Below are 8,103 nucleotides of genomic sequence, written 5' to 3' on the forward strand. Positions count from 1 at the left end.
GGGTTTTCGGCTTGCCCAGGACTAATTTCCTGTATTCTTTGGTCTTTTTCCTTTTTTCTTCTTTTCTTTCAGCGGGGTTCCAAGGGGCGGCAGCCCCTTGGGCGATTTTTTTTTGGAGGGTCAACCTATGGCGGATGCCACAGAGGTTGGTAGTCCCGCCTTCAGGCGGCAAACAACCGCCTGAAGGCGGGACTACAAGCCAAGCATGGTGACAACTCCTTGGGATTTTTTGCGGGCTGGCCCGCAACGGTAATGAGGTCTCAACAACATGAATAAACACCGTCTTCCCCTCATCGGCCTCGCCGCGCTGCTGTCCACAACCACGGCCCTGGCTGGCGAAAAACACGCCACCGGCTACCTGCCCGAAGCCCCCCAAGCCTACGCCGCGATGCCGAAAACCCCGCTTTACCGGGCTTTTCTTCCACCCGAAGCCGACCTCTCGGCCCGCTTCCCCACCCCCGGCAACCAAGGCCGGCAAGGCTCCTGCACCGCCTGGGCCACCAGCTACGCCGCCCGCTCCTACCACGAAGCCCGCCGCCAGGGCTGGAACCCCGACGACCCCGCCCACCAGTTCAGCCCCGCCTTCATCTACAACCAAGTGAAGGCGCGGGATTGCCACAGCGGCAGCGCCATTTCCAACGCCCTTCAACTTCTGAAAGACACCGGCGCGGCCCCGCTGGCGGAATTTCCCTATGACGACGACGACTGCTCGCGCCAACCCGACGCCGAACTCGTCACCGCCGCCGCCCGCTACCGCATCGACGATTGGCGGACGGTGGACACCGACAAGCTCGACGACCTCAAGGGCCAGATCGCCATCGGCAATCCGGTCATCTTCGGCATGGACGTGTCCGATTCCTTTGAGGACTTGGATGACGACATCTACAACGACCTGACCTCTCCCCGCACCGGCGGCCACGCCATGGTGCTGGTCGGCTACAGCGAACCCAGGCGGGCCTTCAAGCTCATCAACTCCTGGGGCACCCGTTGGGGCGATGGCGGCTTTGGATGGGTCTCCTATGCGGCCTTCCAGAAATGGACCCATAACGCCTTCGTCATGAACGTCGCCGCGCCGTCCCCGCCGCCGCCCGCGCCAGAACCCGCCCCCGCGCCGCCAATACCCGACCCGCCACCCCCGGTCGTGGTGCCGCCACCCCCACCGGAACCTGAGCCGCAACCACCCGCGCCGGTGGTGATCCCATCCCCTCCTCCCCAGCCGGAACCGCCGCCGCCCGAGCCGCCTCCCGAACCCGAGCCGGAGCCCAAACCCCCGGTGGTGGTGCCTCCGCCCAAGCCACAGGTCCGACCGGCCACGCCCGCCGAATTGCAACGCAGGCTGACGGCCTTGACTAGCGAAGCCAGATGCGCCGCCCTCGACGGCTCGGTGACAGCCGACCACCGCGTGACCCTGCGCGGCTTCGCGGGCTACCCGGAAGACCTGGCACAAATCCAAGCCGAACTGGAAAAGCTCGGCGCACGGGTGACCCTCGCCACCGAACTGCGGCCCTGGCCCCAATGCGAGGCGCTGCTGACCTTCAGCGATGCCCTGGCGGAACACAGCGGCTTGCGGGTCGCGGTGATGGGCGCGGACGCCCGCCGCTTGACCGACGGCGACAACCTCGCCCTCGAAGTGACCACGCCCGCCTATCCCAGCCATCTCTACCTGACCTACATCACGGCCAATGGCGACGCCGTGCATCTGGTCCGCCCCCAAGGCCGCTTCCCCAAGCCGCTGGCACCCAACACCCGGCTGGTGTTCGGCAACGGCAGCGGCGAGCCGGGCCAGCTGAAGCTCACCGTCAGCGCCCCGTTCGGCCACGAGATGGTGGTCGCCATCGCCACGGCCAGCCCGCTGTTCAGCGAGGAGCTGCCCAAAACCCAGATCGAGCGCGACTATCTCACCCAGTTCCGCCAAGCCTTCCTGGTGAAGCCCGAACCCGGTGCCCCGGCCCGTGTGGTGTCCGCCGCCGTGGCGACCCTGCTGACCCACGCCAAACCCTAATCACCCGATCTCCCGGAGCCTCCCCCATGCGCCACCTCAACATCACGACCGCGCTAGTCCTTGGCTTGCTGTCCCTGTCCCTCGCCTGCCCGCCCACCTGGGCCGACGATGCCCGCCGTCCCAGCGCCCGCGAAATCGTCAGGAAGCTGGCCCCCAAAATCACCGTTGAAGGCGAAGACCCGCCCGCCCCGGATTCCGCCAGCATCGACTTGGAAGTCAATTTTGACTATGGCTCGGCGGAACTAAAAACCGACGCCAGGCTGATCCTTGATCGACTGGGTGACGCGCTCGAAAGGGAAGAATTGCGGGCCTCGCGGTTCAAGATCACTGGGCATACCGACACCATCGGCGGCGAGCAATACAATCTCGGATTGTCCCGGGACCGTGCCCTGAGTGTGCGGAGTTACCTGGTACGACGCCACCACATTGATGCCAGCCGGTTGGAAGTGGAAGGCAAGGGCTTTTCCGAACTGGCCGACCCGGCCCATCCGACTAGCGCTATTAATCGGCGGGTGCAAGTGACTAGGCTGGCACCGTGAGTCCGTAGCCCGTAGGCTGGGTTAAGGCACGAAACCCAGCTTATCCGTTGCGTAGGGCGGCTGGGTTGCGTGCCTCAACCCAGCCTACCGGACTGGAGCGATGGGTTCCGCGAAGCTCCACCCATCCTATGGGACTGAGCGGAGCCGAAGCCATATTCACCAACCACTACCGTCCTTATCATCATCCTTATACGGCTTCGGCTTGACACCCTCGGGGATGTACGGCTTCTTCGCCGTCCGCAGCAAGGTCAAGGCATTGCCCAGCACAATCACGATCACCAACGTCAGAAATACCCAAAACAGCGTCATACCGAATCCACTTCCCAAAAAGCTTGTTAAGGCACTAGCATAAGCCCAAAACCATCCCCCGCCGGGCAAAACTAAAATAATTCGACCACGATGCTTGATTATTATTCGCACCCCTCCCCCGCCCTTCCCCGTCATCCCATCATCACTCCCGGAGTCACGCCATGAGCAGCGCCGCCGTCTGGCGCATCGGCGAATGGCTCAACGCCATCCAAAGCACCTTCGTCGGGCTGCTGCGGGTCTGGTCCGTGCCCATCGTGTTGATGCTCAGCGTCGCCTCGGGCTACACCACCTATTACGGACTCAGCTATTTCATCACGCCGTGGATCGCGCTCATCGTGACGGTGGCCGTGCAATCCATCGTGGTGATCTGCGCCCTGGACCTGGCCGGGATGCACTGGCGGGCCAACCCCGCCCGATTCTTCGCCGTGGTGCTGTCGCTGCTGGTGGCGCTGACCGTGTCGGTGTCGTTCTCCTATTTCAAGTTCTACGAATTCTCCCAGCGCGATTCCATCCTGATCGACCGGCAAACCCAGCTCGCCAAGGACATCAACCGCTACCTCGACGGCGTGGTGGGCCTGAAAAGCCGACTGACGGCAGCCCAGCAAAAGCGCGTCGAGCAGGCCACCCAGGAAGCCACCCAGGCTTATCTCGGCGCCCAGCCGGGGATGCGGCACAACGTCGGCAAGGGCAAGGTGTGGGGCTATTACAATGAAATCCTGCAAGGCGAGCAGGCCAAGCTGAAAGAATTGAACACGGGCTTCCAAAGCCTGGAAAAGCGCTTAACCGAAACCCGGAGCGCGCTCCAGAATTTCGCCTTCCAAATGAACGACCCCGCCGCCTACGAGGCCGTGGTCAAGGCGTTCCAAGCCTTGCAAAGCGAGGCCGAAACCCTGGCGTCCGCCCATGGCGCGGTCCCGGTGGAAGCGCCCCGGTTCGGCTCCTATTCCGAATTCGCCCAGGGCATCACGCCCACCTTCGCCATGTGGGACAACATCTCCTGGTTCGCCCTGGCCTGCGCCGGGATGGTGGACTTCTTCACCCTGATCCTGTCCTACCGGCTGGAATCCACCGCCCCCGGCCCCCTCACCGAGGAGGAAAAGAATCTGGCCTTCCAAGGGCTTAGGCAGTTCGGCGAGTTCACCATCAACAAGAACGACGAACTGGAATTCAGCATCGAGAAAACCGAACTGGAACGCGCCCGCCGCTATTCCGACTGGACCCGCATGTTCTCCGTGGCGTTCTTGTTGAACCGGGGCTATCTCCGCAAGATGAGCCATCGCACGGTGGAATTCGCCCCCAATCTTTACCCCATCATCGCCGAACGCATCGCCACCTTGAAAACCACCCCGCCGCCCGGCGAATCCGCCAACGACGCCAAACTGGCCGAAGCCATGAGGAAGAAAGCCCATGGATGATTTTTTTCCTCCCCAAGAAGACGAGCGCTGGGAAGCGGGCTTCGAAGGCGACCGCCGCGTGGTGCTGTCCCGGCTCGGGCCGTTCAAGCGGGTGTTCGCCCGCCCCAGGCGCTATTCCCAGCGCTTTTACCACCAGGTCTACAGCCTCGCGATTGAGGACTGGCTGATTCCGCTGGAAACGCCCCGGCTCGGCCCGCTGTGTACCCTGGAAGCCAGCTTGTCGATCCGCTTCCAGCCCACGCTCAAGTTCGCCCAGGAGCATCTCGACCACATCGGCGATTTGGGCGGGCACATCCGCGCCAGTTACCGGACCCTGCTGCAAGACGCGGCGGAACAGGAACTCCGCGCCCTGGAAACCACCGACTGGCTGGCGGAAGGCCATGCCGACGTGGCGCAGCGCATCGAGAACATCGCCCACGAATTGCTGGCGCTGCGGGACATCCAGAGCCGCGCCCGCTGCCGGGTCGAAACCCGGTTCGCCAACCCCGAGAATCTGGACGAACTCGCCAGCACGGCGGATTCAAAGCACACCGGGCTAGTCCTGGAACTGCTGCGCCGCCGCCGGGAAACCACCGAGCGCCTGGCCCGCGAGAATTACGAGCGGCAGGCGCTCGAACAGCAACTCAAGCTGGAACACGAGGCGCGGATGCTGGAATTGCTCAACAAGGAAGCGGAACTGCGCCGCATGAAGCAGCGCCAGGAAACCGAGCAGGTCCGCATGGAACTGGCCGCCGACGAAACCCGCTATTCGGAGCAAATCGACAGCGAAATCCGGCTGCGGGAAGAACGCATCCGCCACGAGGCCCGGCTGCGGCAAATGGAACTGGAGGCCGACCTGCGGGAAAAAAGCCTGCGGGCCGAAGCCCTCACCGACGTGGAGCATCATTTGCGCCGGGAAATCGAATTGCTGGCGATGGAGCGGCAGCGCTTGGCGCTGGAAGAAGAAATCCATGACGTGAAGGTGGCCCGGTCACGGGGCTGGGGCATCACGAACAAGCGGCGCCTCCCGCTGGAAGATCAGGGCGGAACCAGAGCGCAGGATGGGGACAGCGCTTGAGGCGATTTCCAGGAAAAGACATACCTGTAGGATGGGTAGAGCGAAGCGAAACCCATCACCCTGTCTCCGGCTCGATGGGTTTCGCGAGTACGCTCTACCCATCCTACATCCAGATCAACGGCGACAAGCATTTTCGGAAATCGCCTAACCTTACATAACCCCTATAACCAGCCCTTTCAAAGTGTAAAAATAGCCTTTTTAAATCAATAAGTTGCAAATACGATTTTTCTGTACCGAAGCGTAAGGCGCTGCCAACGTTGACACGGGCCACAGCAAAATCATGGGCTTACATAACCCGACTTCGTTAGCCCAGTAAACCACTTTGAAAGGGCTGCCCCTATAACCTATAGGATGGGTAGAGCTTCGCGAAACCCATCACAACGGGCCGACATTCGACAACTTTTTATCCCCCATGCACCTAAACCGACTCCCCGCCCTATTCCTCGGACTATTGCTGACCGGCCCCACCCTCGCCAATCCCTGGGCCGACGTGCCCGGTCCCACCGATGGCCCGTCCCGTTCCATCGGCGAAACCACCGCCGGTTGCCAGAGCGGCGCCCAAATGCTGCCGACGGAAGGCCGGGGCTATGTGGTCATGCACTTGGAGCGCCACCGCTATTTCGGCCAGCCCTCCCTGGTGGACGCCATTCAAGCCTTGGGCGAGAAAGCCGCCACCGGGCTGGGCGTGCTGCATGTGGGCGATTTGGCCTTGCCCCGTGGCGGTCCCATGCCGTTTGGTCATCGCAGCCACCAGACCGGGCTGGACGCCGACGTTTGGTTCGACCTCAACCCCAGCCTGCACGCCCATGCCGACCGGCTGCGTTCCAACGTCCCGGCGCCCAGCTTGTTGAGCGGCGCCTCGCGGGGGCTGGATTACCGGCTGTGGAATGATCGCCACGTCCAGATTCTGAAGGCGACGGCCCAACTGCCCGCCGTCGACCGCATCTTCGTGAACGCCCACATCAAGCGGGAACTGTGCGACACGGCGCGGGGCGACCGGGCTTGGCTGCGGAAGATTCGCCCCTGGTATCACCACGACGACCATTTCCACATGCGCCTCGCCTGTCCGCCCGACAGCCCGGCCTGTGTGCGCCAGGACGCCATCCCGGCGGGCGATGGTTGCGACTCAAGTCTGGATTGGTGGTTCAGCCACGAACCCGCCAGCACCGGCAAGTCGTCGGAACCGAAGCCAACCATGCCGGTGGCGTGCCGGGGCGTGTTGGCGGAGGAGTAAGGAAAAGGGGTCGTCGGGTGGTTTAGGGACGCCCGGCGCTAACTCGCGTGACTTTGAACCGCGCCTTGTGATGGAAGCCAACATGGGCATTTCCCCCGCCTACCGCAAAATCATCCGCGACGGCCTGTGGACCAACAACCAGGCATTGGTCGCCCTGCTCGGCCTCTGCCCGCTGCTGGCGGTGAGCAACTCGGTGGTCAACAGCCTGGGGCTGGGACTCGCCACCACCGCCGCGCTGGTGCTGTCCAACGGACTCGTGTCGCTGATCCGCCGCCACGTCACCCACGACATCCGCCTGCCGGTGTTCGTGCTGGTCATCGCCTCGGTCGTCACCGTCATCGACTTGGCGATGAACGCCTGGCTGCATGGACTCCATAAAGCCTTGGGGATATTCATCCCGCTCATCGTCACCAACTGCGCCATCATTGGCCGGGCCGAAGCCTATGCCTCGAAGCATCCGCTGGACCGCGCCTTGCTGGACGGCTTGGCGATGGGGCTGGGATTCACCTTCGCGCTGGCGCTGCTGGGCGCGGGGCGGGAGTTGGTCGGCACCGGCACGCTGCTCGGCGGCGCGGAGTTGCTGTTCGGCGAGGCCGCCAAAGCCTGGACCGTCCATGTATTCCGGGACTACGGGGGCTTCCTGCTCGCCATCCTGCCGCCGGGCGCGTTCATGGGGCTGGGGCTGTTGATCGCCGTGAAGAACCTCGTCGATGAGCGGGCCAAACGCACCGCCGCCGCGCCCGCCGTCAAGCAATTTCGATCCACCCGCGATCCCGCCGTCACCGAATCATGAACGCCGCCAAACGCCGCCAAATCTTCGAGCGCCTCGCCGCCGCCATCCCCGAACCCACCACGGAACTGCGCTATTCCACGCCGTTTGAATTGCTGGTCGCCGTGGTGCTGTCGGCCCAGGCCACCGACAAGGGCGTCAACAAGGCCACGGACAAGCTGTTTCCTGTCGCCAATACCCCGGCGGCGATTCTGGCATTGGGCGAGGTGGGGTTGAAGGCGTATGTGAAAACCATCGGCCTATTCAACGCCAAGGCCAAGAATATTATCGGGCTGTGCGGGATTCTGCTGGAAAAGCACGGGGGTGAGGTGCCACGCACGCGGGAAGCGTTGGAAGCCCTGCCCGGCGTGGGGCGGAAGACGGCGAATGTGATTTTGAACACGGCGTTCGGGGAGAATACGATTGCCGTGGATACCCATATCTTCCGCGTCGCCAACCGTACCAAGCTCGCCCCCGGCAAGAATGTTTTGGAAGTGGAAAGGACGCTGGAGAAAACCACGCCGAAGGCGTTTATGAAGGATGCCCATCATTTGCTGATTCTGCATGGGCGGTATACCTGTGTGGCGCGGAAGCCGAAGTGTGGGGTTTGTCCGATTGCCGATCTCTGCGAATACCCGGATAAGACGCCTAATTCGTAACCCGTGCAGCAGGCATTGAACGAAGGAAATTACATCATTCGGTGGTTTTTGAAAGGTGTTGGACGACGGCGCTCATGTCCAGCCTGGTAGGTCGGGCATGTATTCCCATGCCCGACATT

8 protein-coding genes are annotated in these 8,103 nt (G+C 62.9%); 7 read left to right on the plus strand and 1 reads right to left on the minus strand.

Annotation, left to right across the window (positions count from 1 at the left end):
* Positions 1 to 268: 268 nt before the first annotated feature.
* Positions 269 to 2,002 carry a C1 family peptidase gene (locus ACXWUF_RS14415; protein WP_458495343.1) on the plus strand — a complete coding sequence of 578 codons (1,734 nt, stop codon included), beginning with the start codon at positions 269 to 271 and terminating at the stop codon, positions 2,000 to 2,002.
* Positions 2,003 to 2,028: 26 nt separating this feature from the next.
* Positions 2,029 to 2,541 (plus strand): OmpA family protein, encoded by a 513-nt coding sequence (locus ACXWUF_RS14420; RefSeq protein ID WP_458495344.1) that lies wholly within the window; start codon positions 2,029 to 2,031, stop codon positions 2,539 to 2,541.
* 156 nt (positions 2,542 to 2,697) lie between these two features.
* Here ACXWUF_RS14420 and ACXWUF_RS14425 read toward each other — a convergent pair whose 3' ends face one another.
* Complete coding sequence (locus ACXWUF_RS14425; RefSeq protein WP_458495345.1) at positions 2,698 to 2,850, minus strand: hypothetical protein; 153 nt, start codon at positions 2,848 to 2,850, stop codon at positions 2,698 to 2,700.
* Positions 2,851 to 3,011: 161 nt separating this feature from the next.
* Here ACXWUF_RS14425 and ACXWUF_RS14430 point away from each other — a divergent pair, with 161 nt between their 5' ends.
* The 5 genes from ACXWUF_RS14430 to nth all read left to right on the plus strand — a co-directional run bounded on the left by ACXWUF_RS14430 (position 3,012) and on the right by nth (position 7,984).
* Complete coding sequence (locus ACXWUF_RS14430; protein ID WP_458495346.1) at positions 3,012 to 4,265, plus strand: hypothetical protein; 1,254 nt, start codon at positions 3,012 to 3,014, stop codon at positions 4,263 to 4,265.
* Positions 4,258 to 5,322 (plus strand): hypothetical protein, encoded by a 1,065-nt coding sequence (locus ACXWUF_RS14435; protein ID WP_458495347.1) that lies wholly within the window; start codon positions 4,258 to 4,260, stop codon positions 5,320 to 5,322. The genes ACXWUF_RS14430 and ACXWUF_RS14435 overlap by 8 nt, the downstream gene beginning before the upstream one ends.
* 412 nt (positions 5,323 to 5,734) lie before the next feature.
* A complete protein-coding gene (mepA, locus tag ACXWUF_RS14440; protein ID WP_458495348.1) occupies positions 5,735 to 6,556 on the plus strand; it encodes a penicillin-insensitive murein endopeptidase in 822 nt (273 codons plus the stop codon).
* Between the two features lie 82 nt (positions 6,557 to 6,638).
* The gene (locus ACXWUF_RS14445; protein WP_458495349.1) at positions 6,639 to 7,349 is read left to right on the plus strand and encodes an electron transport complex subunit E; all 711 of its coding nucleotides are present in this window, start codon (positions 6,639 to 6,641) and stop codon (positions 7,347 to 7,349) included.
* Entirely contained in the window at positions 7,346 to 7,984 is a 639-nt protein-coding gene (nth, locus tag ACXWUF_RS14450; protein WP_458495350.1) for an endonuclease III, read from the plus strand. Before ACXWUF_RS14445 ends, nth begins: the two co-directional genes overlap by 4 nt.
* The last annotated feature ends 119 nt before the right edge of the window (positions 7,985 to 8,103 follow it).

The sequence above is a fragment of the Methylomagnum sp. genome (genome assembly GCF_054333355.1).